At 41.9% G+C, this 24,436-nt stretch carries 31 protein-coding genes and 1 tRNA gene; all 32 read left to right on the forward strand.

The window, feature by feature from the left end; all coding sequences use genetic code 11:
* Positions 1 to 23 precede the first annotated feature (23 nt).
* A complete protein-coding gene (gene tuf, locus BLQ57_RS03945; RefSeq protein ID WP_087938048.1) occupies positions 24 to 1,211 on the forward strand; it encodes an elongation factor Tu in 1,188 nt (395 codons plus the stop codon).
* Positions 1,212 to 1,325: 114 nt separating this feature from the next.
* A tRNA-Trp gene (locus tag BLQ57_RS03950) sits at positions 1,326 to 1,396 on the forward strand.
* Between the two features lie 16 nt (positions 1,397 to 1,412).
* Complete coding sequence (gene secE, locus BLQ57_RS03955) at positions 1,413 to 1,601, forward strand: preprotein translocase subunit SecE (protein ID WP_087938047.1); 189 nt, start codon at positions 1,413 to 1,415, stop codon at positions 1,599 to 1,601.
* Between the two features lie 18 nt (positions 1,602 to 1,619).
* On the forward strand, positions 1,620 to 2,177 hold the full coding sequence (nusG, locus tag BLQ57_RS03960; RefSeq protein WP_087938046.1) for a transcription termination/antitermination protein NusG: 558 nt from the start codon (positions 1,620 to 1,622) through the stop codon (positions 2,175 to 2,177).
* A 3-nt stretch (positions 2,178 to 2,180) separates the two neighbouring features.
* Positions 2,181 to 2,624 carry a 50S ribosomal protein L11 gene (gene rplK / locus BLQ57_RS03965; protein WP_087938045.1) on the forward strand — a complete coding sequence of 148 codons (444 nt, stop codon included), beginning with the start codon at positions 2,181 to 2,183 and terminating at the stop codon, positions 2,622 to 2,624.
* Between the two features lie 10 nt (positions 2,625 to 2,634).
* Positions 2,635 to 3,333 carry a 50S ribosomal protein L1 gene (gene rplA / locus BLQ57_RS03970; protein WP_087938044.1) on the forward strand — a complete coding sequence of 233 codons (699 nt, stop codon included), beginning with the start codon at positions 2,635 to 2,637 and terminating at the stop codon, positions 3,331 to 3,333.
* 2 nt (positions 3,334 to 3,335) lie between these two features.
* Positions 3,336 to 3,872: a 50S ribosomal protein L10 gene (rplJ, locus tag BLQ57_RS03975; RefSeq protein WP_087938043.1), complete on the forward strand. Its 537-nt coding sequence runs from the start codon at positions 3,336 to 3,338 to the stop codon at positions 3,870 to 3,872.
* Positions 3,873 to 3,922: 50 nt separating this feature from the next.
* On the forward strand, positions 3,923 to 4,303 hold the full coding sequence (gene rplL, locus BLQ57_RS03980; protein ID WP_087938042.1) for a 50S ribosomal protein L7/L12: 381 nt from the start codon (positions 3,923 to 3,925) through the stop codon (positions 4,301 to 4,303).
* Positions 4,304 to 4,459: 156 nt separating this feature from the next.
* Positions 4,460 to 8,335, forward strand: coding sequence for a DNA-directed RNA polymerase subunit beta (gene rpoB, locus BLQ57_RS03985; protein ID WP_087938041.1), 3,876 nt, complete (start codon positions 4,460 to 4,462; stop codon positions 8,333 to 8,335).
* Positions 8,336 to 8,384: 49 nt separating this feature from the next.
* Positions 8,385 to 12,695, forward strand: coding sequence for a DNA-directed RNA polymerase subunit beta' (gene rpoC / locus BLQ57_RS03990; protein WP_087938040.1), 4,311 nt, complete (start codon positions 8,385 to 8,387; stop codon positions 12,693 to 12,695).
* Positions 12,696 to 12,757: 62 nt separating this feature from the next.
* A complete protein-coding gene (locus BLQ57_RS03995; protein ID WP_087938039.1) occupies positions 12,758 to 13,081 on the forward strand; it encodes a DUF3467 domain-containing protein in 324 nt (107 codons plus the stop codon).
* A 98-nt stretch (positions 13,082 to 13,179) separates the two neighbouring features.
* Entirely contained in the window at positions 13,180 to 13,572 is a 393-nt protein-coding gene (gene rpsL, locus BLQ57_RS04000; protein WP_087938038.1) for a 30S ribosomal protein S12, read from the forward strand.
* 20 nt (positions 13,573 to 13,592) lie between these two features.
* Positions 13,593 to 14,060, forward strand: coding sequence for a 30S ribosomal protein S7 (rpsG, locus tag BLQ57_RS04005; protein ID WP_087938037.1), 468 nt, complete (start codon positions 13,593 to 13,595; stop codon positions 14,058 to 14,060).
* A gap of 5 nt (positions 14,061 to 14,065) precedes the next feature.
* Positions 14,066 to 16,189, forward strand: coding sequence for an elongation factor G (fusA, locus tag BLQ57_RS04010; protein WP_087938036.1), 2,124 nt, complete (start codon positions 14,066 to 14,068; stop codon positions 16,187 to 16,189).
* Between the two features lie 12 nt (positions 16,190 to 16,201).
* Positions 16,202 to 16,507, forward strand: coding sequence for a 30S ribosomal protein S10 (gene rpsJ, locus BLQ57_RS04015; protein ID WP_024284766.1), 306 nt, complete (start codon positions 16,202 to 16,204; stop codon positions 16,505 to 16,507).
* A 249-nt stretch (positions 16,508 to 16,756) separates the two neighbouring features.
* Positions 16,757 to 17,389 carry a 50S ribosomal protein L3 gene (gene rplC / locus BLQ57_RS04020; protein WP_087938035.1) on the forward strand — a complete coding sequence of 211 codons (633 nt, stop codon included), beginning with the start codon at positions 16,757 to 16,759 and terminating at the stop codon, positions 17,387 to 17,389.
* A gap of 3 nt (positions 17,390 to 17,392) precedes the next feature.
* A complete protein-coding gene (gene rplD / locus BLQ57_RS04025) occupies positions 17,393 to 18,022 on the forward strand; it encodes a 50S ribosomal protein L4 (protein ID WP_087938034.1) in 630 nt (209 codons plus the stop codon).
* 4 nt (positions 18,023 to 18,026) lie between these two features.
* Positions 18,027 to 18,314: a 50S ribosomal protein L23 gene (gene rplW, locus BLQ57_RS04030; protein WP_087938033.1), complete on the forward strand. Its 288-nt coding sequence runs from the start codon at positions 18,027 to 18,029 to the stop codon at positions 18,312 to 18,314.
* Positions 18,315 to 18,327: 13 nt separating this feature from the next.
* Entirely contained in the window at positions 18,328 to 19,152 is an 825-nt protein-coding gene (gene rplB, locus BLQ57_RS04035) for a 50S ribosomal protein L2 (protein WP_087938032.1), read from the forward strand.
* Positions 19,153 to 19,154: 2 nt separating this feature from the next.
* Entirely contained in the window at positions 19,155 to 19,433 is a 279-nt protein-coding gene (gene rpsS, locus BLQ57_RS04040) for a 30S ribosomal protein S19 (RefSeq protein ID WP_008203028.1), read from the forward strand.
* A 2-nt stretch (positions 19,434 to 19,435) separates the two neighbouring features.
* Entirely contained in the window at positions 19,436 to 19,828 is a 393-nt protein-coding gene (gene rplV, locus BLQ57_RS04045; RefSeq protein ID WP_087938031.1) for a 50S ribosomal protein L22, read from the forward strand.
* 9 nt (positions 19,829 to 19,837) lie between these two features.
* Positions 19,838 to 20,569, forward strand: a complete 732-nt coding sequence (rpsC, locus tag BLQ57_RS04050) for a 30S ribosomal protein S3 (RefSeq protein ID WP_087938030.1) — start codon at positions 19,838 to 19,840, stop codon at positions 20,567 to 20,569.
* Between the two features lie 23 nt (positions 20,570 to 20,592).
* Positions 20,593 to 21,012, forward strand: coding sequence for a 50S ribosomal protein L16 (gene rplP, locus BLQ57_RS04055; protein WP_087938029.1), 420 nt, complete (start codon positions 20,593 to 20,595; stop codon positions 21,010 to 21,012).
* 9 nt (positions 21,013 to 21,021) lie between these two features.
* Entirely contained in the window at positions 21,022 to 21,204 is a 183-nt protein-coding gene (gene rpmC, locus BLQ57_RS04060; RefSeq protein ID WP_087938028.1) for a 50S ribosomal protein L29, read from the forward strand.
* Positions 21,205 to 21,222: 18 nt separating this feature from the next.
* A complete protein-coding gene (gene rpsQ, locus BLQ57_RS04065; RefSeq protein ID WP_087938027.1) occupies positions 21,223 to 21,486 on the forward strand; it encodes a 30S ribosomal protein S17 in 264 nt (87 codons plus the stop codon).
* A gap of 2 nt (positions 21,487 to 21,488) precedes the next feature.
* On the forward strand, positions 21,489 to 21,857 hold the full coding sequence (gene rplN, locus BLQ57_RS04070) for a 50S ribosomal protein L14 (RefSeq protein ID WP_057939449.1): 369 nt from the start codon (positions 21,489 to 21,491) through the stop codon (positions 21,855 to 21,857).
* A gap of 2 nt (positions 21,858 to 21,859) precedes the next feature.
* Positions 21,860 to 22,204 (forward strand): 50S ribosomal protein L24, encoded by a 345-nt coding sequence (gene rplX / locus BLQ57_RS04075; RefSeq protein ID WP_087938026.1) that lies wholly within the window; start codon positions 21,860 to 21,862, stop codon positions 22,202 to 22,204.
* Positions 22,197 to 22,757, forward strand: a complete 561-nt coding sequence (gene rplE, locus BLQ57_RS04080; protein ID WP_087938025.1) for a 50S ribosomal protein L5 — start codon at positions 22,197 to 22,199, stop codon at positions 22,755 to 22,757. Before rplX ends, rplE begins: the two co-directional genes overlap by 8 nt.
* Positions 22,758 to 22,759: 2 nt before the next feature.
* A complete protein-coding gene (rpsN, locus tag BLQ57_RS04085; protein ID WP_087938024.1) occupies positions 22,760 to 23,029 on the forward strand; it encodes a 30S ribosomal protein S14 in 270 nt (89 codons plus the stop codon).
* 82 nt (positions 23,030 to 23,111) lie between these two features.
* Positions 23,112 to 23,507, forward strand: a complete 396-nt coding sequence (rpsH, locus tag BLQ57_RS04090; protein ID WP_087938023.1) for a 30S ribosomal protein S8 — start codon at positions 23,112 to 23,114, stop codon at positions 23,505 to 23,507.
* A gap of 9 nt (positions 23,508 to 23,516) precedes the next feature.
* A complete protein-coding gene (gene rplF, locus BLQ57_RS04095; RefSeq protein ID WP_087938022.1) occupies positions 23,517 to 24,074 on the forward strand; it encodes a 50S ribosomal protein L6 in 558 nt (185 codons plus the stop codon).
* A gap of 6 nt (positions 24,075 to 24,080) precedes the next feature.
* The gene (gene rplR, locus BLQ57_RS04100; RefSeq protein WP_087938021.1) at positions 24,081 to 24,431 is read left to right on the forward strand and encodes a 50S ribosomal protein L18; all 351 of its coding nucleotides are present in this window, start codon (positions 24,081 to 24,083) and stop codon (positions 24,429 to 24,431) included.
* Positions 24,432 to 24,436: the final 5 nt, after the last annotated feature.

Raw genomic sequence — 24,436 nt, forward strand, 5'->3', positions numbered from 1 at the left:
ACTTAAACTGAGGATTTTCACGCATGGCAAAAGCAACATTCGACCGTTCCAAGCCGCACGTTAACATCGGTACGATTGGACACGTAGACCATGGCAAAACTACATTGACTGCCGCCATTACTACCGTATTGGCAAAAAAAGGTCTTTCCGAACTAAGAGATTTCTCTTCCATTGATAACGCTCCGGAAGAAAAAGAGAGAGGTATTACTATCAATACTTCTCACGTAGAATATCAAACTGAAGCAAGACACTACGCACACGTAGACTGTCCTGGTCACGCTGACTACGTTAAAAACATGGTAACTGGTGCCGCTCAGATGGACGGAGCTATTCTTGTAGTAGCTGCAACTGACGGACCAATGCCACAAACTAGAGAGCACATCCTTTTGGCTCGTCAAGTAGGTGTACCTGCATTGGTAGTATTTATGAATAAAGTAGACATGGTTGACGATCCTGAGCTTCTTGAGCTTGTGGAAATGGAAATCAGAGAGCTTCTTTCTTTCTATGAATTCGACGGTGACAATATTCCTGTAATCGCTGGTTCTGCACTTGGTGCATTGAACGGTGAAGAAAAGTGGGTTGAGACTGTAATGGAATTGATGAATGCAGTTGATACTTACATTCCTCTTCCAGAGCGATTGATCGACAAAGATTTCTTGATGCCTGTAGAAGATGTATTCTCGATCACTGGTCGTGGTACAGTAGCTACTGGTAGAATTGAAAGAGGTGTAATCAACTCTGGCGATCCTGTTGACATTATCGGTATGGGTGCTGAAGGACTTAAGTCTACAGTGACTGGTGTTGAGATGTTCCGTAAGATTCTTGACAGAGGTGAGGCAGGTGACAACGTAGGTTTGTTGCTAAGAGGTATTGAAAAGTCTCAGATCAAGCGTGGTATGATTATTTGTAAGCCAGGTTCTGTAACTCCTCACGCTCACTTCAAAGCTGAAGTTTACGTACTTTCAAAAGAAGAAGGTGGACGTCACACTCCATTCTTTAACAAATACAGACCGCAGTTCTACTTGAGAACTACTGATGTAACTGGTGAGATCAAACTTCCTGAGAACGTTGAAATGGTTATGCCTGGTGATAACGTGACTATTGAAGTTAACTTACTTAACTCTGTAGCACTTGAGAAAGGTCTTCGCTTCGCGATCCGTGAAGGTGGCCGAACTGTAGGTGCAGGTCAGGTTACTGAAATTCTTGACTAATTCACACTGAATTTTAATTGACAATGCGATCCTGAATTATTTTTTGGGATCGCATTTGTTTCTTTAGGCAGTATTCTCTAATTTTGCGTTCCCATTAGCGGAGCGTTCATTCACACGGGCATAGTTCAATGGCAGAATAGCGGTCTCCAAAACCGTTGATGGGAGTTCGAATCTCTCTGCCCGTGCTAGTAAGTAGACATTATGAATCTTAAAAACTTTGTCCTCGAGTCATACGACGAAATGAAAAATAAGGTCACTTGGCCTAAGTACTCATTTCTTCAAAATTCCGCAGTATTGGTGTTAGTAGCTTCTTTGATTTTTGCACTGTTTATTGGTGCGGTCGATCTAGGCTTCGAAAACATCATGACATGGTTTTATGATTTATTTTAATTGAACTGACATTACATAATGGCTGAACATAAGTGGTACGTACTCAGAGTCGTAGCTGGACAGGAAAAGAAGACCAAGACTTATCTGGAAAATGAAATTGCCAGACAGACTTTGGATGAATTTATTCCTGAAGTCCTCATTCCTTCTGAGAAGGTATATGAAATGCGAAATGGCAAAAAGCGAGTTCGAGAGAGAAACTTCTTTCCGGGCTATGTTTTAGTCAACGCAGATCTCACTAATGGAGAAGCCAATCACGTAATAACAAGCATTCCGGGAGTTATCGGATTTCTTGGATCAAACCAAGGGGGAGCTTCCAAAACCCCTGAGCCATTACGACAATCTGAAGTCAACCGTATCTTAGGAAAGGTTGAGGAGATTGATGAGTTTGCCGAGAAGTTGGATACACCATTTATAGTTGGAGAGTCCGTAAAAGTAATGGACGGACCTTTCAGTGGGTTTACCGGGACAATTGAGGAAGTATTTGATGACAAGAAGAAATTGAATGTTATGGTCAAGATCTTCGGTCGAAATACTCCTGTAGAATTAAACTTTATACAAGTAGAAAAACAAGACTAAGCAATGGCTAAGGAAATCACTGGTTATTTAAAACTGCAAGTGAAAGGTGGCCAGGCAAACCCGTCGCCTCCAGTAGGTCCGGCTCTTGGTTCCAAGGGTCTGAACATCATGGAGTTTTGTAAGCAATTCAATGCACGTACCCAAGATAAAATGGGTCAAACGTGCCCTGTTTTGATTACAATCTACTCGGATAAGTCTTTTGACTTTGTAGTAAAAACACCTCCTGCAGCGAACATGCTGTTAGAGGCTGCAAAGATTAAAGGCGGATCTGCAGAGCCTAACCGTAAGAAGGTAGGATCTGTTACCTGGGATCAGGTAAAGGAAATCGCGGAGGTAAAAATGCCTGACCTAAATGCCTTCAAGGTTGAGTCTGCTATGAAAATGATAGCAGGAACAGCCCGAAGCATGGGAATCACAGTATCTGGAAAAGCCCCTTGGGAAGTATAATTAATAAACTATGGCTAAGTTAACAAAAAAGCAAAAAGAAGCTCTTTCTAAATACGACCCAAGCCAAGTGTACTCCCTGGAGGCAGCTTCTTCGATCGTGAAGGAAATCACAAACACTAAGTTCGATGCTTCAGTGGACGTTGACGTTCGCTTGGGTGTTGATCCTCGTAAAGCGGATCAAATGGTTCGAGGTGTAGTGGCACTTCCTCACGGTACAGGTAAAGACACCAAAGTATTGGTGCTTTGTACTCCTGACAAAGAAGCTGAAGCTAAAGAAGCAGGTGCAGATTACGTTGGATTGGACGACTATATTGCCAAAATCGAAGGCGGATGGACTGACATTGATGTCATCATCACCATGCCTAACGTTATGGCGAAAGTAGGTAGATTGGGTAGAGTATTAGGACCGAGAGGTTTGATGCCAAACCCAAAAGCAGGAACAGTAACCCTTGAAGTAGGGAAAGCTGTAAAAGAAGTAAAAGCAGGTAAAATCGACTTTAAAGTTGATAAATTCGGAATCATTCACGCAAGTGTAGGTAAGGTGTCTTTCTCTCCTGAGAAAATCGAGGAGAATGTAAAGGAATTGATCCTGACCATTTCCAAATTGAAGCCGTCTTCTTCAAAAGGTACATATTTTAGGAGTATTCATTTATCCAGTACAATGTCTCCTGGCATATCAGTAGACAAGGGTAGCATTCAAGGAATTTAATCATGACTAGAGACGAAAAGAAAGAAATAATCGACGGTCTTACCGAGAAATTCAGAGAAAACCCTTTCTTCTACATTACTGATGCCGGCGGATTTTCTGTGGCCCAAGTGAATGCTTTCAGAAGATCTTGCTATGAGAAAGGTGTTGAGTACAAAGTGTACAAAAACACCCTTATCAAGAAAGCATTAGAAAATCTGGAAGCCGATTTCTCTGGACTTGATAATGCGCTTAAAGGATTCTCTGGAATTATTTTCTCCAAAGAGACAAGTAACCTACCGGCAAAAGTATTGCTGGACTTCAGAAAAAAAATAGGTAAAAAAGAGACTAGACCTGTATTTAAAGGTGCTTCTATTGATGCCGATATATTTATCGGTGAAGCTAACCTTGAGATGCTTTCTAATCTTAAATCTAAGCAAGAATTGCTTGGCGATCTTTTGGGTCTCCTACAATCTCCTGCAAAGAACCTTATCTCTGCCCTTCAAAGTGGTCAAAACAACCTTACAGGTGTGTTGAAAGCCCTAGAGGAAAGAGGCGAATAACATTACTTCAATTCAATTTTAAAAAACGAAAAATCTAAATTTATAATACAATGGCAGATCTTACACAACTTGCAGAACAGTTGGTAAACTTGACTGTAAAAGAGGTTAAAGAATTGACAGACATCCTCAAGGATCAGTACGGAATTGAGCCTGCTGCTGCAGCAGTAGTAGCTGGTCCAGCCGCTGCTGGTGGCGATGGCGGTGCTGCTGAAGAAGAGAAAACTGCATTTGATGTAGTTCTTAAAGCAGCCGGTGGTCAGAAGCTTGCAGTAGTTAAGCTTGTTAAGGAATTGACTGGTCTTGGACTTAAGGAAGCAAAAGAATTGGTTGATTCAGCACCTAAAGCTCTTAAAGAAGGAATCGCAAAAGACGAAGCAGAAGCTTTGAAGAAGTCTCTTGAAGAAGCTGGAGCTGAAGTAGAGATCAAATAATTTGGCCCATCCGAACCTTTAGGTTTGGGTGAAGCCCTTAGACCTGACTAAATTAAGTCAGGTCTTTTCCTGTTTATGCGCAGGTAAAAAATTGCATTATTTCGAGCGAAAATTGTAATTTTCCTTAATTTAATTTCACTATAAACATATACTACCTTGGCTATCAAGAATCAAACCGAAAGGAAAAGTTTCTCCTCCATTAAGGTGGTCAAAGACTATCCGGATTTTCTCGATATTCAACTCCAGTCTTTCAAAGACTTCTTCCAGTTGGATACACCTGCAGAAAAACGCCGGGCAGATGGATTATTCAAAGTATTTTCTGAGAATTTTCCTATCTCTGATTCCAGAGAAAATTTCACTTTGGAATTTATCGATTATGCAGTAGACCCTCCCAAATATAGCGTTGGTGAATGCATTGATCGTGGCTTGACCTATTCTGTACCTCTTAAGGCAAAACTCAGATTGCTTTGCCACGATGAGGATAATGAGGATTTTGAAACCATAGAGCAAGAAGTGTTCTTGGGGAATCTTCCTTACATGACAGAGAAGGGCTCTTTTGTAATAAATGGCGCCGAACGTGTGATTGTATCACAGCTTCACCGTTCTCCAGGTGTATTTTTCGCGCAAAGCAAGCACACCAACGGTACAAAATTGTACTCTGCCCGTATCATTCCTTTCAAAGGTTCTTGGATCGAATTTGCAACTGATATTAATAATGTCATGTATGCATACATTGATCGTAAGAAAAAATTCCCTGTGACTACGCTTTTGAGAGCTATAGGCTACGGATCTGATAAAGATATCCTTGACCTGTTTGGCCTATCCGAAGAAGTCTCTGCTACAAAAACAGCTTTAAAAAAGGCTGCTGGTAGAAAACTTGCTGCTCGTGTATTAAGAACATGGGTAGAAGATTTCGTAGATGAAGACACAGGTGAGGTAGTATCTATCGATCGAAACGAAGTGCTGCTAGAGCGGGACACTGTTTTGACCGACGAGGATATTGAGATGATTTTGGATTCAGGCTCTAAAAGCATCATTCTTCACAGAGAAGATGTGAATGTGGCCGATTATTCAATTATCTACAACACACTACAGAAAGATAATTCTAACTCTGAAAAAGAGGCGGTTGAGGTAATTTATCGTCAACTTCGAAATACTGAAGCACCTGATGAGGCTACTGCCCGTGAAGTTATTCACTCGCTCTTCTTCTCTGACAAGAGATATGATCTAGGTGAGGTCGGTAGATACAGAATCAATAAGAAGCTTGGATTGGATATTGATTCAGAAAAAATCGTACTGACCAAGGATGATATCATCAATATCGTAAAGTATTTGATCGGTTTGATCAACTCCAAGGCAGTAGTTGATGATATTGACCACCTGAGCAATAGAAGAGTAAGAACAGTAGGAGAGCAGCTTTATTCTCAATTTGGTGTAGGTCTTGCCAGAATGGCTAGAACCATCAGAGAGCGAATGAACGTCAGAGACAATGAGGACTTCAAGCCTGTTGATCTGATTAATGCTAGAACGCTTTCTTCCGTGATTAATTCCTTCTTCGGGACGAATCAGCTTTCTCAGTTCATGGATCAAACCAACCCATTGGCAGAACTTACTCACAAGAGAAGGCTGTCTGCATTAGGGCCAGGTGGACTTTCCAGAGAGCGTGCTGGTTTTGAAGTTCGTGACGTTCACTACACTCACTACGGTAGACTTTGTACGATCGAAACCCCTGAAGGTCCAAATATCGGTTTGATCTCTTCTCTATGTGTTCATGCAAAAGTGAACTCAATGGGATTCTTGGAAACTCCATATCGAAAAGTAAAAGCTGGTAAGGTAGGAATGAAGGTAGACGATATCGTGTTCCTAACAGCTGAAGAAGAAGATGATCATAATATAGCTCAGGCAAATGCACCACTTGATGAAGGTGGAGTATTTGTGAATGAGAAAGTGAAAGCCAGATTTGAAGGTGACTTCCCTGTGCTGGATCCTGCAGAAATCAGCTATATGGATGTGGCTCCGAACCAGATTGTTTCGGTAGCTGCCTCATTGATTCCATTCTTGGAGCATGATGATGCCAACCGAGCTTTGATGGGATCTAACATGCAGCGTCAAGCAGTTCCTTTGCTAAAAGCCGAAGCGCCTATCGTAGGTACTGGACTTGAAGGTAAAGCGGCGACAGACTCTAGGTCCCTGATTATTGCCGAAGCTGATGGCGTAGTAGACTATGTGGATGCTAAGAAAATCACGATCAAATACGATTTGAGCGATGATGAGCTTCTAGTCAATTTCACAGACGAATACAAAACCTACGATCTGATTAAGTTCAGAAGAACAAACCAAGATACCACGATCAATCTGACTCCTCTTGTTCTCAAGGGACAAAGAATAACCAAAGGTCAGGTATTGGTAGAAGGTTACTCCACCAATAATGGAGAGCTTGCCCTTGGTAAAAACCTTCGGGTGGCATATATGCCTTGGCAAGGTTATAACTTTGAAGATGCGATCGTAATCTCCGAGCGAGTAGTACGGGAAGACATCTTTACTTCTATCCACGTAGAAGAATTCCAGCTAGAAGTGAGGGATACCAAGCGTGGAGAAGAAGAACTTACTTCAGAAATACCGAATGTCTCTGAAGATGCAGTGAAGCATCTTGATGAGAATGGTGTGATTGCAGTGGGTGCAGAAGTGAAAGAAGGTGATATCATTATCGGTAAAATCACTCCAAAAGGTGAAACTGATCCTACTCCAGAAGAAAAACTTCTTAGAGCGATCTTTGGAGATAAAGCTGGAGACGTAAAAGACGCTTCTTTGAAAGCTTCTCCTTCCTTGAATGGAGTGGTGATCGAAACCAAGTTATTCTCTAGACCTAAGAAGGATAAGGACAATAGAGCTAAGGCAAAAGCCGAAGTAGAAAAACTGAAAGCGAAGTATTCCAAGGATCTTTTGGGTATCAGAGCTAGAATGATCAACAAATTGGTGACTATTCTAGATGGAAAGACTTCTTTGGGTGTGAAGCATAAATTTGGTGATGAGATCATCAGCAAAGGGATGAAATTCAATCTCAAGAACATTGAAAACAACCTATTCCCTGCTAAGAACCCTTATAGAGACGAGTCAAATTACAATGTTCCCGAAGAAGCGAATTTGATTTCAGATATCATCTTGGATGATTGGACGGACGATGCTTATATCAATGAGCTCATCGTGAAGTTGGTTAAAAACTACACCAACTCCAGAAATGAGATCAGTGGCTTATTTAAGAGAGATCGATTTACACTTGAGGTAGGGGACGAATTGCCAGCTGGTATCGTACAACTAGCCAAAGTGTATATTGCCAAAAAGCGAAAGCTCAAGGTAGGAGATAAAATGGCCGGTCGTCACGGAAACAAGGGTATTGTAGCTCGAATCGTAAGAGACGAAGACATGCCATTCTTGGAGGATGGAACACCAATGGATATCGTATTGAATCCTCTCGGTGTACCTTCCCGAATGAATATCGGACAGATATTTGAGACCGTATTGGCATGGGCAGGTCAGAAGTTAGGTAAGAAATATGCTACTCCTATCTTCGATGGGGCTTCTATGGAAGAAGTTGCTGCCGAATTGGACGCTGCAGGTCTGCCTCCTTACGGCCGTACATATCTCTATGACGGTTTGAGTGGTGCGAAATTTGATCAACCTGTGACAGTGGGTATTGCTTATATGCTGAAACTAGGTCACTTGGTAGATGATAAGATGCACGCGCGTTCTATTGGTCCATACTCACTCATTACCCAGCAGCCATTGGGTGGTAAGGCGCAGTTTGGTGGTCAGCGATTCGGAGAGATGGAAGTGTGGGCACTAGAAGCATTTGGTGCATCGCATGTCCTTCAAGAAATCCTGACTGTGAAGTCTGATGATGTAATCGGTAGAGCGAAAGCCTATGAGGCAATCGTCAAAGGTGAAAACCTTCCAAAGCCAAATATCCCTGAATCATTCAATGTATTGGTTCATGAATTAAGAGGCTTGGCTCTAGAAATTACCTTGGATTAATTTGGCTTACTAGGGCGGACCTCCGCCCTTCATATATCTTCAAAAAACTATGTCGTTTAGAAAAAATAAAAAACTCAACAATGATTTTTCTAGAGTTACGATCAGTTTGGCCTCTCCGGAATCTATTCTGGATAGCTCAAATGGAGAAGTAACTCAGCCAGAGACGATCAATTACAGAACTTATAAGCCTGAAATGGGCGGCTTGTTCTGTGAGCGAATCTTTGGTCCAGTCAAAGACTGGGAGTGTCATTGTGGTAAATACAAGCGCATCAGATATAAAGGAATCATCTGTGACAGATGTGGCGTGGAAGTTACCGAGAAGAAAGTTCGACGTGAGCGAATGGGGCATATCGAATTGGTAGTCCCAGTGGCTCATATCTGGTACTTCAAATCATTGCCTAATAAAATTGGTTACCTACTTGGATTACCTACCAAGAAATTGGATCAGATCGTTTATTACGAGCGATATGCGGTAGTACAGCCGGGAATCAAAGCAGAAGAAGGAATTCAATACCTGGATTTCTTGACGGAAGATGAATACTTGGACATCATGGACAAGCTTCCTAAGGAAAACCACATGCTAGATGACGATGACCCGAATAAGTTTATCGCCAAGATGGGAGCGGAAGCATTAGAAATGCTTTTGGCCCGTTTGGATTTGGATGATCTTTCTTATTCTCTCCGTCATCAGGCAGCTACAGATACTTCTCAGCAGAGAAAAGCTGAAGCATTGAAGCGTCTGAAAGTGGTCGAGGCATTCCGAGATGCGAGAACCCGTATCGAAAACCGTCCTGAATGGATGATCGTGCGCATGGTTCCCGTGATTCCGCCGGAATTGAGACCATTGGTGCCTTTGGATGGTGGTCGTTTTGCGACTTCTGATTTGAATGATCTCTACAGAAGAGTGATTATCAGAAACAACCGATTGAAGCGTCTGATTGATATCAAAGCTCCTGAGGTGATTTTGAGAAATGAAAAGCGGATGCTGCAGGAAGCTGTAGATTCACTTTTTGATAATTCTAGAAAAGTAAATGCGGTAAGATCCGATGGTAACCGAGCCCTAAAGTCACTTTCAGACATGTTGAAAGGAAAGCAAGGCCGATTCCGTCAAAACTTATTAGGTAAGCGTGTGGATTATTCCGGTCGATCTGTGATCGTCGTAGGTCCTGAGCTGAAACTACACGAGTGTGGTCTCCCCAAAAATATGGCGGCTGAGCTATTCAAACCTTTTATCATCAGAAAACTGATTGAAAGAGGCATTGTGAAGACAGTAAAATCTGCCAAGAAGATTGTGGACCGTAAAGATCCCGTAGTTTGGGATATTTTGGAGAATGTATTGAAAGGACATCCTGTCCTTCTCAACCGCGCTCCTACGCTTCACAGATTGGGTATTCAGGCTTTCCAGCCAAAACTGATAGAAGGAAAAGCGATTCAACTCCATCCATTGGTTTGTACAGCATTTAATGCTGACTTTGACGGTGACCAGATGGCTGTTCACGTTCCTCTGGGACATGAAGCTATCTTGGAAGCTTCTACATTGATGCTTTCCTCTCACAATATTCTAAACCCAGCCAACGGAGCACCGATTACCGTGCCTTCTCAGGATATGGTTTTGGGATTATACTATGTGACCAAGGGTAAGAAGGCAACTGAAGAAGAGCCTGTGCCAGGAGAAGGAATGACTTTCTATTCTCAGGAAGAAGTAATTATTGCTTTGAATGAAGGAAAGATTTCCAAGCATGCTAATATCAAATGTAAAGTACGGGTCCGTGTAGCAGAAGACCAATTTGAAGATAAGATTGTAGAGACTGTCGCCGGTCGTTTGATCTTTAATCAGTTTGTTCCTGAGCAAGTAGGTTACGTAAATGAACTTTTGACCAAGAAAAAGCTTCAGCAAATTATTGCAGAGGTGGTAAAAGTTTGTGGTATTGCACGTACTGCTCAGTTCTTGGATGATATCAAGCATCTTGGATTCCAGATGGCATATCAAGGTGGTCTTTCAATGGGATTAAATGATGTGATCATTCCAGATCAAAAAGATCCTTTGGTAGCAAAAGCTAAGGAAGAAGTCGATGTTGTTTGGAACAACTACCTCATGGGTCTGATCACAGACAATGAGCGATACAATCAGGTAATTGATATTTGGACTCGTACTAATTCTCATCTGACGAATATTCTGATGAAGCAGATGGAAGAGGATAAGCAAGGGTTCAATGCAATTTATATGATGATGCACTCTGGAGCGAGAGGTTCGAGAGAGCAGATTCGACAGTTGGGTGGTATGAGAGGTCTGATGGCTAAGCCGCAGAAAAATCTTCAAGGTTCTGTGGGTGAGATCATCGAAAACCCAATTCTATCTAACTTTAAAGAGGGGCTTGACGTATTGGAGTACTTTATCTCCACTCACGGTGCACGAAAAGGTCTTGCGGATACAGCATTGAAAACAGCAGATGCGGGTTACTTGACTCGTAGATTGGTGGATGTGGCGCAAGATATGATTGTGACTGAGGAGGATTGTGGTACTTTGAGAGGACTAATCGTACAGCCATTAAAAGACAATGACGAAATCGTAGAGCCGCTTTCTGAGCGTATTTTGGGCAGAGTATCTGTGCATGATGTTTACGATCCATTGACGGATGAGTTGATTGTCCCTGCCGGTGTAGAAATCGGTGACGAAATTGCAAAAATGGTAGATGAGTCAGCAATTGAGGAAGTTGAAATCAGATCCGTATTGACTTGTGAAACCAGAAGAGGAGTTTGTAGCAAGTGTTATGGACGAAACCTAGCTACCGGTCGTATGGTCCAGGCGGGTGAGTCTGTAGGTGTCATTGCTGCACAGTCCATTGGTGAACCAGGAACTCAGTTGACTCTTAGAACTTTCCACGTAGGTGGTACAGCTTCTAACATGGCTGTAGAGGCTAGCATCAATGCCAAGTTTGACGGTGTAGTAGAATTTGATGAAGAATTAAGACTCATCGAAACTACCAATAAAGACGGAGAGCCAGTTACCGTAGTGATGGGTAGATCTGGTGAAATCAAAATCAATGATGCGAAGTCTGGAAAGACGTTGGTTTCTAACCACGTACCTTACGGAGCGTTATTGAATGTAAAAGATGGACAAAAAATCTCCAAAGGAGATTCCCTATGTACTTGGGATCCGTACAATGCTGTGATTCTATCCGAGTTTGACGGTAAGGTAGATTTCGAATCTATTGTTGAAGGTATTACTTATAAAGAAGTAGCGGATGATCAGACTGGTTTCCGTGAAAAAGTAATCATCGATACTAAGGATAGAACTAAAAACCCTGCAATTATTGTAAACTACGGTGAAGACTCGAAGTCTTACAATATTCCGGTAGGTGCTCACCTTGCTGTTGATTTGGGCGATAAAGTCAAATCAGGTCAGGTGTTGGTAAAGATCCCAAGATCTGTGGGTAAAACTCGAGATATCACCGGTGGTCTTCCAAGAGTAACTGAATTATTTGAAGCGAGAAATCCTTCCAACCCTGCAGTAGTCTCTGAGATTGACGGCGTAGTAACCTACGGAGGTATCAAGCGAGGAAATCGTGAAATTATCATCGAGTCTAAAGACGGTGTGATCAAGAAATACATGGTATCGCTTTCCAAGCATATCCTGGTACAGGAAAATGACTTTATCCGTGCGGGTGAGCCGCTTTCAGATGGAGCCATTACTCCAAATGACATTCTGTCTATCAAAGGACCGACTGCTGTTCAGGAATACTTGGTCAATGAAATCCAAGAAGTATACCGACTTCAAGGGGTGAAAATCAACGATAAGCATATTGAGGTAATTGTATCTCAAATGATGCAGAAAGTAGAAATCCTTGACGCAGGTGATACTGGATTCCTTCAAAATCAAGTAGTAGACAAGTGGGCTTTCCGTGAGGAGAATGATAATATTCTGGATAAGAAAGTGGTGATGGACGCTGGTGATTCTTCTACCTTAAAACCAGGGATGATTATATCTTCCCGAAGACTAAGAGATGAAAACTCCAGCTTGAAGCGTAAAGACCTGAAGCTTGTACAAGTTCGTGATGCGGAGACAGCCGTTTCCAAGCCTACTTTGCAAGGTATTACTGCAGCATCTTTGGGTACCGAAAGCTTTATCTCAGCTGCTTCCTTCCAGGAAACCACAAAGGTACTTTCTGAGGCGGCTATCAGAGGTAAGCGTGATGAACTCAAAGGCTTGAAGGAAAATGTGATCGTAGGTCACTTGATCCCTGCTGGAACGGGTCAGCGTCGAATCCAAAATGTAATTGTAGGATCTCAGGAAGAATACGAGAAGCTTTCCGAAAATATGGAGAAGTCTTCCAAGAAATCGAGTGAAGCGATTTTATAATCAATCCTAAATTCTAATAAAAGGCCTGTAGCAGTACAGGCCTTTTTTAATCCAATCAAACCATGAATGATGATAAAAACCAAAACCGTCCTGATCAACAAATTAATGTGGAGCTTTCCGAAGAGGTAGCAGAAGGGGTATATTCTAATTTGGCCATGATCGCTCACTCCAATTCCGAATTTGTGATCGACTTTATCCGATTGATGCCGGGAGTGCCCAAGGCAAAAGTGAAGTCTAGGATCATTGTGACCCCGGATCATGCCAAGCGCTTGCTTGCTGCCCTGAAAGATAATATTGAAAAATACGAGGCAGCTTTTGGTAAAATAAGCCAAAATGGAGGAGCTCCACAGTTTCCGATTTCATTCGGAACTCCAGGAGAAGCTTAAGAAAAATATAACTGCTTAATTTTGTTTGTCTTATTACTTTCAATACCTTTGCAGTCCAAAATTTAACAGTTTACAGGAAAACTAAATTTTATCAGTTAATGCCTACTATTCAACAGTTAGTAAGAAAAGGTAGAACAACACTGGAAACCAAATCTAAATCAAGGGCTTTGGACGCTTGTCCACAGCGTAGAGGGGTTTGTACCAGGGTGTACACTACTACCCCAAAGAAGCCAAACTCAGCGATGAGAAAAGTGGCCAGGGTAAGATTGACAAATGGAAAAGAAGTGAATGCTTACATTCCAGGTGAAGGTCATAATTTGCAGGAACACTCTATCGTATTGATCAGAGGGGGCCGTGTGAAGGATCTACCAGGTGTAAGATATCACATCATCCGAGGTGCATTGGATACTGCCGGGGTAAAAGACCGTAAGCAAGGTCGCTCCAAGTACGGTGCTAAAAGACCTAAGGCTGGTGCAGCCAAAAAGAAGTAATTATTAATCGTTAAAAAGAAATGAGAAAAGCGAAACCAAAGAAGAGATATATTCTTCCTGACCCTAAGTTCAATGATACCTTGGTGACCAAGTTTGTGAACTGTTTGATGGTAGATGGGAAGAAGAGTATTGCTTACAAGATTTTCTACGATGCTGTAGAAAAGGTAGAATCCAAAGTAGGTGAGAATGGTCTTGAAGTTTGGAAAAAAGCGCTTAACAATATTGCTCCATCCGTAGAGGTGAAGAGTCGTAGAGTTGGTGGTGCTACATTCCAAGTTCCAATGGAAGTCAGACCTGAAAGAAAGATGGCCCTTGGAATCAAGTGGATGATCAACTACGCTCGTAAAAGAGGTGAGAAAACCATGATGGATCGTCTAGCTGGCGAAATCATTGCAGGTGCCAAAGGAGAAGGTGCTGCTGTGAAAAAGAAAGATGATACCCACAGAATGGCTGAAGCAAATAAAGCATTCTCACACTTTAGATTTTAATTAGGATGGCAAAAAGAGATTTAAAATATACCAGAAATATCGGTATCGCCGCTCACATTGATGCTGGTAAGACTACAACAACAGAGCGGATTCTTTTTTACTCTGGTGTCTCTCACAAAATTGGTGAGGTACACGATGGTGCTGCTACCATGGACTGGATGGCTCAAGAGCAGGAGAGAGGTATCACTATTACCTCTGCTGCTACGACGGTATTCTGGAACTACAGAGATCAAAAATATCAAATCAACATCATCGATACTCCGGGACACGTTGATTTTACCGTAGAGGTAAACCGTTCCCTTCGAGTGTTGGATGGATTGGTTTTCCTGTTCAGTGCTGTGGACGGTGTTGAGCCACAGTCTGAGACCAACTGGCGATTAGCTGATAACTATAAAGTAGCCCGTATCGGGTTTGTGAACAAAATGGACCGTGCTGGAGCAAACTTCCTTGAGGTTTGTAAGCAGGTAAAAGAAATGTTGGGCAGCTATGCTGTTCCATTGCAACTTCCGATTGGTGCTGAAGACAGATTCAGAGGTGTTGTTGATCTAATCAATAACAGAGCCATCGTCTGGAATGAAGAGGATATGGGGATGACTTTTGAAGAGGTTCCGATTCCTGAAGATATGGTGGAAGAAGTTGCTGAATATAGAGAGCATCTATTAGAAGCTGTAGCTGATTATGATGAGTCTTTGATGGAGAAGTTTTTTGATGATCCAGATTCAATCACTGAGGCTGAAATTTTGACCGCTTTAAGAGCAGCTACTATTGACATGAAGATCGTTCCTATGGTTTGCGGTTCTTCATTCAAGAATAAAGGAGTTCAGACTATGCTTGATTTGGTGATGGAATTACTTCCTTCTCCTATGGACAAGGATGACATCATCGCTCATGATTTGGACGACGAAGAAAAAGATGTAAGAATTGCTCCAAACGAAGACGAACCATTTGCAGGTTTGGCTTTCAAAATTGCTACTGATCCGTTTGTAGGTCGTCTATGTTTTGTTAGAGCTTACTCAGGCAAGCTTGATTCTGGCTCCTACGTTTTCAATAGCCGTTCTGGTAATAAAGAGCGTATCTCTCGTGTATTCCAAATGCACGCCAATAAGCAAAATCAGATTGACTCGCTTAGAGCAGGAGATATTGGAGCAGTAGTTGGATTTAAAGATATCAAAACAGGAGATACTCTATGCGACGAAAAGCGTAAAGTTGTCCTTGAATCAATGATATTCCCTGAGCCTGTTATCGGTTATGCTATCGAGCCAAAAACTCAAGCAGACGTAGACAAGCTTGGTATGGCTATCGCTAAATTAGTAGAAGAAGATCCTACATTACAAGTAAACACTGATCACGAAACTGGTCAGACTATCTTGAGAGGTATGGGTGAACTTCACTTGGATATCATCATTGACAGATTGAAGCGTGAATTTAAGGTTGAAATCAACCAAGGAGCTCCTCAGGTAGCTTACAAAGAAGCGCTATTCGGATCTGTTGAGCACAAAGAAGTTTATAAGAAGCAAACTGGTGGTAAAGGTAAATTTGCCGATATCGTCTTCGAATTGGGTCCTAAGGAAGCTGATGCTGAGACCGGTGAGATCAAGCCAGGTTTGGACTTTGTAAATGGTATTGTAGGTGGTGTGATTCCTAAGGAATTTATCCCTTCTATTCAGAAAGGTTTTGCTGAGGCTATGAAAAATGGTCCTTTGGCAGGATACCCTATCGAATCCATGAAGGTGCGTTTGTTTCACGGATCTTTCCACGATGTCGATTCCGATGCGCTTTCATTTGAATTAGCTGCAAGAATTGGCTTCAAGGAAGCTGCTAAGAAGTGTAAGCCTCAGCTTCTAGAGCCTATTATGTCTGTGGATGTGGTTTCTCCTGATGAGTATACCGGTCCTATCACAGGTGATTTGAACAGAAGAAGAGGATTGATGAAAGGTATGGATACCAAAGGTACTTCCTCCGTAATCAAAGCGGCTGTCCCATTGTCAGAACTGTTTGGCTATATCACTGACTTGAGAACCATCTCATCAGGTAGAGCGACTGCTTCTTTGACATTCTCTCACTATGAGCCTGTACCAAACAACATAGCAGAAGCTGTAATTGCCAACGTAAAAGGTCAGAAAGACTAATCAATATTTGCGATGAATCAGAAAATTAGAATAAAATTAAAATCATACGATCACAGCCTGGTGGACAAGTCATCAGAGAAGATCGTGAAAGCTGTAAAGGCTACTGGTGCCGTTGTTGTTGGTCCCATCCCTTTGCCTACTAAAAAGGAAAAGTTTACTGTGTTGAAATCCCCGCACGTAAACAAGAAGGCGAGAGATCAATATCAGCTGTGTACTTATAAGCGATTGGTTGATATCTATTCCAACTCTTCTAAGACAGTGGATGCTTTGATGAAAATCGAGTTACCAAGTGGAGTAGATGTAGAGATTAAGGTCTGACAGGACCCGAAATCAGCAGATTTAAAAGACCTGTATTCCTATACAGGTCTTTTGTTTTTGTCAAGTAAATGAGTTTTGACTGTCCCGAATAGGGGCTTGATCTCTGTATTTGGAAATCATTTATTTTCTAAATGTTTGAAAATATAGGAGTTGGGGTTTGTTGCAGAATTTTATTTCAGTAACTTTGCAGTCCTTAAAAAGGGCCCAAGCACATAATTGCTTGTGGATTATCAAATTATCTTATAAAAGATGTCTGGTATTATTGGAAAAAAAGTAGGTATGACTAGCATTTTTAGTGCCGATGGACGTAATGTCGCATGCACGCTAATAGAAGCTGGTCCTTGCGTAGTGACGCAAGTAAAAAACGTTGAAACAGACGGGTACAACGCAGTGCAGTTGGGATTCGGTGAGCGTAAGGAGAAAAACACTCCTAAGCCATTGATCGGCCACTTTAAAAAGGCCGGGACTACTCCCAAGCATAAAGTTGTTGAGTTCCGTGATTTCCGGGTCGAGTTTGAAGGCCAGGTAGATCTCGGAGCTACTGTGAAGGCTGGTGAGGTATTTATCGAAGGTGACTTCGTAGATGCTATCGGTACTTCTAAAGGTAAAGGCTTCCAGGGTGTAGTGAAGCGTCATGGTTTTGGTGGTGTGGGTGGACAAACTCACGGTCAGCATAACAGACAGAGACACCCGGGTTCCATTGGTGCTTGTTCTTGGCCATCCCGAGTATTCAAGGGTATGAGAATGGCTGGAAGAACCGGTGGTGACAGAGTGAAAGTATTGAACCTCAGAGTATTGAAAATATATGCTGAGCAAAATCTCCTTCTGGTGTCCGGTTCAGTACCAGGTCCAAAAAATTCTTATGTTATTCTAGAGAAGTAAGCCATGGAATTAGCAGTAATTAATCAAAAAGGAGAAGACACCGGAAGAAAAGTGCAATTGTCAGAGGAGATCTTTGCGATCGAACCTAATGACAATGCGATCTATCTGGATGTAAAACAGTACTTGGCTAATCAGAGACAAGGTACTCATAAGTCTAAGGAAAGAAATGAAATAGCTGGGTCTACTAAGAAGATCAAAAAGCAAAAAGGTACCGGTGGTGCCCGTGCTGGATCTATTAAGTCTCCGCTATTCAGAGGTGGAGGTAGAGTTTTTGGCCCTAAGCCAAGAGACTATTCCTTCAAATTGAATAAAAAAGTAAAACAACTAGCCAGAAAATCTGCACTTTCTTACAAAGTGAAAGATAGCAGCTTGTCTATTTTGGAAAATATCTCTTTTGATTCTCCAAAGACTAAGAACTATCTGGCTTTGCTTAATGGATTGGCGCTATCCGATAAGAAGACGCTTTTGGTTCTCCCTGAAGATAACAAGAACGTTTACCTATCCAGCAGAAACCTTCCTAAAGCGAAAGTTGTAACTGTGAATGATGTAAATACTTACCAATTGCTTAATGCAGACCATCTGGTTTTGTGTGAAGAGTCAGTAAGTATATTGGAAACCATTTTATCGAAATAAGACAATGGATATTCTAAAGCAGCCTTTGATTACAGAGAAGATTTCTGCCATGAACGAAAAAGGCGTTTATGGATTCATTGTGGAGAAAACCGCAAAGAAACCAGAAATCAAGAATGCTGTAGAGAAAACATACGGTGTGAAAGTGGTCTCTATAAGAACCATGAGATATGCTGGGAAGCATAAAACAAGATACACCAAGACAAGAATCGTATCAGGCTACACTAATGCTTTCAAGAAGGCAATTGTACAGGTAGCTGATGGAGAGGTAATCGATTTTTACGGAGAAATTTAATTGAATCAATATCATGGCAATTAAAAAATTGAAGCCTGTAACTCCAGGGACAAGATTTAGAGTGGCTCCGGCTTTTGACGAGATTACTAAGTCAACGCCCGAAAAGTCACTTCTTGCTCCTATCAAGAAGTCAGGTGGTAGAAATAATGATGGCAAAATGACTGCTCGCTACATTGGCGGTGGTCATAAGCGAAGGCTCAGAATTGTAGACTTCAAAAGAAATAAATTTGGTGTACCGGCAACCGTAAAGGCTATCGAATACGATCCAAATCGAACCGCTCGTCTTGCATTACTTTATTATGCAGATGGTGCTAAGGCCTATATTATCGCCCCGGAAGGTTTGCAAGTTGGACAAACAGTGATTTCCGGTGAGCAAGTAGCCCCAGAAGTGGGTAATGCTATGCAATTGAAAAGTATCCCTATGGGTACGATTATTCACTGCGTGGAGCTTAAGCCAGGAAAAGGTGCTGCGATGGTAAGAAGTGCAGGCGGATACGCACAGATTGTAGCTCGTGAGGGCAAATATGTGACGATCAAGCTTCCTTCTGGAGAGATGAGAATGGTATTAGGAGTTTGTATGGCTACTGTTGGGACTGTTTCCAATGGTGATCACATGAACGTTGTATTGGGTAAAGCCGGCCGTAAGCGTTGGTTAGGAGTGAGACCTCGAGTACGAGGTGTAGCTATGAACCCAGTCGATCACCCAATGGGTGGTGGTGAAGGTCGTTCTTCCGGTGGACATCCAAGATCCCGTAATGGGCTATTGGCCAAAGGTAAGAAGACTCGCTCTCCTAAAAAGTATTCAAACAAGTTCATCGTTAGCAAAAGATCTAAATAATTATGGCACGTTCATTAAAAAAAGGTCCTTATATCGAGCATCATCTTCTGAAGAAGGTGGATGTGATGAACGAGTCCGGCAAGAAATCTGTGATCAAGACTTGGTCAAGAAGATCCATGATTTCTCCAGATTTCGTAGGACATACCTTCGCTGTGCATAACGGAAATAAGTTCATACCGGTATTTGTAACAGATAACATGGTAGGTCACAAGCTAGGTGAATTCGCTCCTACCAGAAATTTCAGAGGCCACATTGCCAAAAAAGATAAAGGAAAGAGATAATCATGGAAGCAGTAGCAAGATTAAATAATGTTCCTACCTCTCCTCGCAAAATGCGACTTGTCGCTGACCTTGTCAGAGGCAAAAGAGTGGGTTTGGCGCTTAGCATATTGAAGTTTACTCCTAATCACGGAGCTATCCGTTTGGAAAAACTTTTACTTTCTGCAGTAGCCAATTGGCAGGCAAAGAATCCTGATGCTAAGCTTGAAGAAGCAGATTTATACATCAAAACCGTTACGGTAGACGAAGGTAGATCACTCAAGAGATTGAGACCCGCTCCTCAAGGTCGTGGCCACAGAATCCGCAAAAGATCAAATCATGTAACTCTAATAGTCGATTCATTCGATGATGTAGACGTTACCGCTGAGGTAGTAGAAACAAACGAAAAGGCAAATTAAGAACAGACTATGGGACAAAAGATTAACCCAATAGGATTTAGACTTGGTGTAGTCAAAGGCTGGGATTCCAACTGGTATGGTGGAAAAGACTTTGCTGATAAACTATACGAAGATCAACAAATCCGTAAGTACGTCCTTGCCAGAATTCCAAAGGGTGGGATTTCTAAGGTAATCATTGAGCGTACGCTCAAGCGTATTACACTTACGATTCATACCGCCCGACCAGGAGTAGTTATTGGTAAAGGTGGAGCCGAAGTAGACAAGCTGAAGGAAGAGCTTAAAAAGATTACCAACAAAGACATTCAGATCAACATCTTTGAAATCAAAAGACCTGAATTGGATGCTAAATTAGTTGGAGAATCAATCGCTCAGCAGCTTCAAGCCAGAATTTCTTTCAGAAGAGCAATGAAGCAAGCGATTGCTGCATCCATGAGAGTGGGAGCTGAAGGAATCAAAATCAAACTTTCTGGTCGTCTGGGTGGAGCTGAAATGGCTCGATCCGAAATGTACAAGGAGGGAAGAATTCCTCTACATACTTTGAGAGCTGACATTGATTACGCATTATCAGAGGCATTGACTGTCTATGGAATCATCGGAATCAAAGTGTGGATTTTCAAAGGTGAAGTGTACGGTAAAAGGGATTTGTCTCCTAACCAAGGTGCTGCCAATGAGCCTAAAGGCCCAAGAAATGCAGGTCCTAAAGGAGATAGAGGTCCGAGACGCAGAAAAAGAAATAACTAATTTTCACCGATAAGTGAGAACTCATGTTACAGCCAAAAAGAACTAAATATAGGAAAATGCAAAAGGGCCGTGTCAAAGGCATTGCGCAAAGAGGGCATACGCTTTCTTTCGGCAACTTTGGCATCAAGTCCCTGGAAGCAGGATGGATTACCTCCCGTCAAATAGAAGCAGCTCGTATCGCGATGACAAGAGCGATGAAGAGAGAAGGACAAGTTTGGATTAGAATTTTTCCGGACAAGCCCATCACTAAGAAGCCTGCTGAAGTACGTATGGGTAAGGGTAAAGGTGCTCCCGAATATTGGGTAGCAGTGATCAAGCCAGGTACCATCCTCTTCGAAGCTACAGGTGTATCTATGGAAACTGCCAAAGAGGCGCTAAGACTTGCACAGCAGAAACTTCCAGTAAGTACCAAGTTTGTTGTTCGTAGAGACTACGCAGAATAATCAGGAGCTATGAAATATACAGAGATCCATTCACTTTCCGTAAGTGAAATTGCTGAGAGAATCAGCACTGAGAAAGCGAATCTGAGCAAGTTACAATTTGCTCACTCAATTTCTCCTATCGAGAATCCAAACAGAATCCGCGAGACCAAGCGTCTGATCGCAAGATTAAAGACTGCATTGGCTGCCAAATAATAGCTAACAGAAAACAAAATGGCTACGATCGAAAGAAATCTTCGAAAAGAAAGAGTTGGTAAAGTCGTGAGTAACAAAATGGATAAATCCATTACTGTCGCTGTAGAACGTAAAGTAAAGCACGGCATGTATGGTAAGTTTGTTACGAAGACTACCAAATTTATGGCTCATGACGAGAAAAACGAGTGTAACCCAGGTGACACCGTTAAGATCAGCGAGACTCGTCCGCTGAGTAAGAACAAGCGTTGGAGATTAGTTGAAATTATTGAAAGGGCTAAGTAATCATGATACAGCAAGAATCCAGACTAAGTGTGGCGGACAACTCCGGTGCCAAAGAGGTATTGGTCATCCGCGTATTGGGAGGAACCAAAAAGCGATATGCTTCTATCGGTGATAAAGTAGTCGTGACTGTAAAGTCAGCCCTATCTTCCAGCAACATGAAAAAAGGTACCGTTTCTAGAGCGGTAATCGTCCGAACTAGAAAAGAGATAAGACGTAAAGACGGGTCTTATATTCGATTTGAGGACAACGCTGCTGTTTTGTTAAACAACAACGATGAGCCTAGAGGCACTCGTATCTTCGGCCCTGTGGCTAGAGAGTTGAGAGAGAAGCAGTTTATGAAAATCGTTTCTTTGGCCCCTGAAGTATTGTAATCATGGAAAGAAAATTCAACAAGCAGCCAAAGCTGCATATCAAAACCGGAGACACTGTAAAGGTGATCGCTGGTGATGACAAAGGTAAAACAGGGACAGTTCTTTCTGTTGAGACCGCCAAGAGAAGAGCTTTTGTAGAAGGTATAAATATCGTTACAAAGCACGTGAAGCCTACTGCTTCTAAGCCTCAAGGCGGAATCGAAAAAATGGAAGCACCGGTTCACATCAGTAATTTGATGCTGGTAGATCCTAAAACTGGCGAAGCTACTAGAACTGGTCGTAAGACTGGCGAAAACGGTAAACTAGTGAGATATTCTAAAAAAACCGGGGAGGTGATCAATGGCTAATCCTAGAATGAAATCAAAGTACTTGAGCGATATCGTTCCTGCTTTGAAAGAGAAATTTCAGTATTCATCTGTGATGCAGGTGCCTAAACTGACAAAAATTGTGCTTAATAAAGGTATTGGAGCAGCAGTAGCCGACAAGAAGTTGGTCGATCAGGGAGTTGAAGAACTTTCTTTGATCACAGGCCAAAGAGCTGTAGCTACTATTGCAAAAACTTCCGTCTCTAACTTCAAACTCAGAGAAGGAATGCCGATCGGTGCCAAAGTGACACTACGAGGTGAGAAGATGTACGAATTCTTGGACCGTTTGATGACTGTAGCACTTCCTCGTGTTCGTGACTTCAAAGGAATTTCCGATAAAGGATTCGACGGAAGAGGTAACTATACCTTAGGTGTGACTGAGCAAATTATTTTCCCTGAAATCTCTATCGAAAAGGTAAATAGAATCTCTGGTATGGATATCACCTTTGTGACTTCTGCCAATACAGATGAAGAAAGCTTGGCTTTATTGAAAGCTTTCGGTATGCCTTTCGTTAAAAACACAAATCAAGAATAATTATGGCAAGAGAGTCCATCAAAGCTCGTGAGAGAAAGAGAGAGCGTCTGGTAGCCAAGTATGCTAAAAAAAGAGCCGAGCTAAAAGCTGCAGGTGATTATGAAGCACTTGACAAATTGCCTAAAAACGCTTCACCTGTAAGACTTCATAATAGATGTAAGCTTACTGGTAGACCAAAAGGCTACATGAGAAAGTTTGGTATCAACAGGGTGACCTTCCGAGAAATGGCCGCAGCAGGCAAGATCCCGGGAGTGACTAAGTCCAGCTGGTAAAATAACGACAGTAGTTTTTATTTAAAAAATCAATTCGTAACTTTGCACGCCCAAATTAGGGTGGAGCTAGACAATTTATACCATGACTGATCCAATAGCTGATTATTTGACTCGATTGAGAAATGCCATCAAGGCCTCTCATCGAATCGTAGAAATACCTGCTTCTAACATCAAGAAGGAGATCACTAAAGTATTGCACGATAAAGGATATATCCAGAACTATAAGTTTGAGGATAATGGACCTCAGGGTTCTATCAAAATCGCTTTGAAGTATAATCCTACTACAAAGCAAAATGCAATCGTGAGCCTTAAGCGTGTGAGTACACCAGGTTTAAGAAAGTATGTAAAGCACGAAGCACTTCCTCGCGTCATCAACGGCCTTGGTATTGCCATCGTTTCTACATCCAAAGGAGTAATGACTGACAAAGAAGCACGTACCGAAGGTATCGGTGGTGAGGTGCTTTGCTATGTATATTAATTTACTATCATGTCAAGAATAGGTAAAAAACCAATAAATCTACCCAGCGGTGTTACTGTAGACGTTTCCTCTCCAGGAGAGGTAACCGTTAAAGGTCCAAAGGGTACACTGGTACAGGAGGTAAATCCTGATATCCAAGTCAAAGTGGAAGGGAACGAAATAGTCGTTGCTCGTCCAACTGACTCCAAAAGGCACAAATCTTTACATGGTCTTTATAGATCATTGATCAACAATATGGTGATTGGTGTATCTGAGGGATACAAGAAAGAATTGGAACTAGTAGGGGTGGGTTATAAAGCTACTAACCAAGGTCAGGTTCTTGAATTGAACTTAGGTTATTCACACAATATCTTCTTTGCATTGCCTGCAGATGTTGCTGTGAAAACTGAGACTCCAAAAGGTAAGAATCCACTTATTACACTAGAAGCTATCGATAAAGAACTTATCGGTCAAGTAGCAGCAAAAATAAAATCACTTCGTAAAATCGAGCCTTACAAAGGTAAAGGTGTACGTTTTGTTGGTGAACAAATTAGACGTAAGGCTGGTAAAACTGCCGGTAAAAAATAATAGGTTATGGCATTTAATAAGAATTCCAGAAGACTTAGAATCAAGCAGGGTATCCGTAGAAAAATCTCCGGTACTGATTCCAGACCTCGTTTATCTGTATTCAAAAGTAATACAGGTATATATGCGCAACTTGTCGATGACCTTCAGGGTCGTACTTTGGCGCAAGCTTCTTCAAAAGAACTTGGCGCTAAGGAAAACATCAATGTATCTGTCTCTGTAGAGGTAGGTAAAAAGCTAGCCGAAAGAGCTGTCGCCAATGGTGTGAGCGAAGTAGTATTTGACAGAAATGGCTACTTGTATCATGGTAATGTGAAAGCTTTGGCCGATGGTGCCAGAGAAGGAGGCCTTAAATTTTAATCCAT

Origin of the sequence: Algoriphagus faecimaris, from assembly GCF_900101705.1 — a bacterium.
Lineage (GTDB): Bacteria > Bacteroidota > Bacteroidia > Cytophagales > Cyclobacteriaceae > Algoriphagus > Algoriphagus faecimaris.

Coding starts and splice junctions, on each gene's coding strand:
- rpsG (WP_087938037.1), top strand. CDS start 13,593: ATGAGAAAAGCGAAACCAAAGAAGAGATATATTCTTCCTGACCCTAAG.
- rplC (WP_087938035.1), top strand. CDS start 16,757: ATGTCTGGTATTATTGGAAAAAAAGTAGGTATGACTAGCATTTTTAGT.
- rpsJ (WP_024284766.1), top strand. CDS start 16,202: ATGAATCAGAAAATTAGAATAAAATTAAAATCATACGATCACAGCCTG.
- rpsN (WP_087938024.1), top strand. CDS start 22,760: ATGGCAAGAGAGTCCATCAAAGCTCGTGAGAGAAAGAGAGAGCGTCTG.
- fusA (WP_087938036.1), top strand. CDS start 14,066: ATGGCAAAAAGAGATTTAAAATATACCAGAAATATCGGTATCGCCGCT.
- rplX (WP_087938026.1), top strand. CDS start 21,860: ATGGAAAGAAAATTCAACAAGCAGCCAAAGCTGCATATCAAAACCGGA.
- BLQ57_RS03995 (WP_087938039.1), top strand. CDS start 12,758: ATGAATGATGATAAAAACCAAAACCGTCCTGATCAACAAATTAATGTG.
- rplA (WP_087938044.1), top strand. CDS start 2,635: ATGGCTAAGTTAACAAAAAAGCAAAAAGAAGCTCTTTCTAAATACGAC.
- secE (WP_087938047.1), top strand. CDS start 1,413: ATGAATCTTAAAAACTTTGTCCTCGAGTCATACGACGAAATGAAAAAT.
- rpsQ (WP_087938027.1), top strand. CDS start 21,223: ATGGCTACGATCGAAAGAAATCTTCGAAAAGAAAGAGTTGGTAAAGTC.
- rplB (WP_087938032.1), top strand. CDS start 18,328: ATGGCAATTAAAAAATTGAAGCCTGTAACTCCAGGGACAAGATTTAGA.
- rplD (WP_087938034.1), top strand. CDS start 17,393: ATGGAATTAGCAGTAATTAATCAAAAAGGAGAAGACACCGGAAGAAAA.
- tuf (WP_087938048.1), top strand. CDS start 24: ATGGCAAAAGCAACATTCGACCGTTCCAAGCCGCACGTTAACATCGGT.
- rpsH (WP_087938023.1), top strand. CDS start 23,112: ATGACTGATCCAATAGCTGATTATTTGACTCGATTGAGAAATGCCATC.
- rplN (WP_057939449.1), top strand. CDS start 21,489: ATGATACAGCAAGAATCCAGACTAAGTGTGGCGGACAACTCCGGTGCC.
- rplR (WP_087938021.1), top strand. CDS start 24,081: ATGGCATTTAATAAGAATTCCAGAAGACTTAGAATCAAGCAGGGTATC.
- rplE (WP_087938025.1), top strand. CDS start 22,197: ATGGCTAATCCTAGAATGAAATCAAAGTACTTGAGCGATATCGTTCCT.
- rplV (WP_087938031.1), top strand. CDS start 19,436: ATGGAAGCAGTAGCAAGATTAAATAATGTTCCTACCTCTCCTCGCAAA.
- rplJ (WP_087938043.1), top strand. CDS start 3,336: ATGACTAGAGACGAAAAGAAAGAAATAATCGACGGTCTTACCGAGAAA.
- rplK (WP_087938045.1), top strand. CDS start 2,181: ATGGCTAAGGAAATCACTGGTTATTTAAAACTGCAAGTGAAAGGTGGC.
- nusG (WP_087938046.1), top strand. CDS start 1,620: ATGGCTGAACATAAGTGGTACGTACTCAGAGTCGTAGCTGGACAGGAA.
- rpmC (WP_087938028.1), top strand. CDS start 21,022: ATGAAATATACAGAGATCCATTCACTTTCCGTAAGTGAAATTGCTGAG.
- rplF (WP_087938022.1), top strand. CDS start 23,517: ATGTCAAGAATAGGTAAAAAACCAATAAATCTACCCAGCGGTGTTACT.
- rpsC (WP_087938030.1), top strand. CDS start 19,838: ATGGGACAAAAGATTAACCCAATAGGATTTAGACTTGGTGTAGTCAAA.
- rplW (WP_087938033.1), top strand. CDS start 18,027: ATGGATATTCTAAAGCAGCCTTTGATTACAGAGAAGATTTCTGCCATG.
- rpsS (WP_008203028.1), top strand. CDS start 19,155: ATGGCACGTTCATTAAAAAAAGGTCCTTATATCGAGCATCATCTTCTG.
- rpoC (WP_087938040.1), top strand. CDS start 8,385: ATGTCGTTTAGAAAAAATAAAAAACTCAACAATGATTTTTCTAGAGTT.
- rplL (WP_087938042.1), top strand. CDS start 3,923: ATGGCAGATCTTACACAACTTGCAGAACAGTTGGTAAACTTGACTGTA.
- rpsL (WP_087938038.1), top strand. CDS start 13,180: ATGCCTACTATTCAACAGTTAGTAAGAAAAGGTAGAACAACACTGGAA.
- rplP (WP_087938029.1), top strand. CDS start 20,593: ATGTTACAGCCAAAAAGAACTAAATATAGGAAAATGCAAAAGGGCCGT.